The sequence below is a fragment of the Candidatus Thermoplasmatota archaeon genome (genome assembly GCA_030018475.1).
Classification (GTDB): Archaea; Thermoplasmatota; JASEFT01; order JASEFT01; family JASEFT01; genus JASEFT01.
Genome location: JASEFT010000126.1, coordinates 1 through 589, shown reverse-complemented (window position 1 = coordinate 589; position 589 = coordinate 1). Strand labels below are relative to the sequence as shown.

General features: G+C 45.2%; 1 protein-coding gene. It reads right to left on the bottom strand.

All coding sequences use genetic code 11. The features are described 5' to 3' along the window. Nucleotides 1-233: 233 nt before the first annotated feature. Nucleotides 234-589 (bottom strand): hypothetical protein (locus tag QMD21_07890; protein MDI6856684.1); only part of this gene is annotated, 356 nt, incomplete at its 5' end.

Sequence of the window (589 nt, the reverse complement as noted above, 5' to 3'; positions counted from 1 at the left end):
CTGGAGTAAAATGATATCGGTTTTATCATACTTATTCCATATCTGCTTTCTTCTGTTTCCATTATTATCGTCACCTATGACTTTGATTATGTCTGATATAAATATATCTCACCGTCATTTCATATAACGGCTCCAGCATATACGACGTTGACGAAGGCAATGTCCCGAAGGGCAAGGGTGTAAGCCCGCAGCGTATATGCTGTGTTATCTGACGTTCGGCACGAATCATGTTTCTATCCCGTATATCCACACATCCCGACTCGTGGGGAATTATGCTTACGAGCACACTTATCGCAAAGCCACCCCTTACCTGACCAGATGCATTCACTGCACACTTGTGTGGCAATCTTCCCACACACATCACATGTTATCAAAGGTGGGTCATTTCTTGCTAGTAGACGAATCGTTTCGTCTACAATTTTTCCTTCGCGTTCTGCCACGACCTTCAATGCAAGCTCAGTTGTGGTCCCGAAATCGTACTCATAACGGAACTTCAGCCCCGGGGTGAGCACTCTACCCAAATGAATATCCATGTCCCTCCCACCAGGAACAAAACCTATACCTACCCACATTGAATCTATCCCTGCAC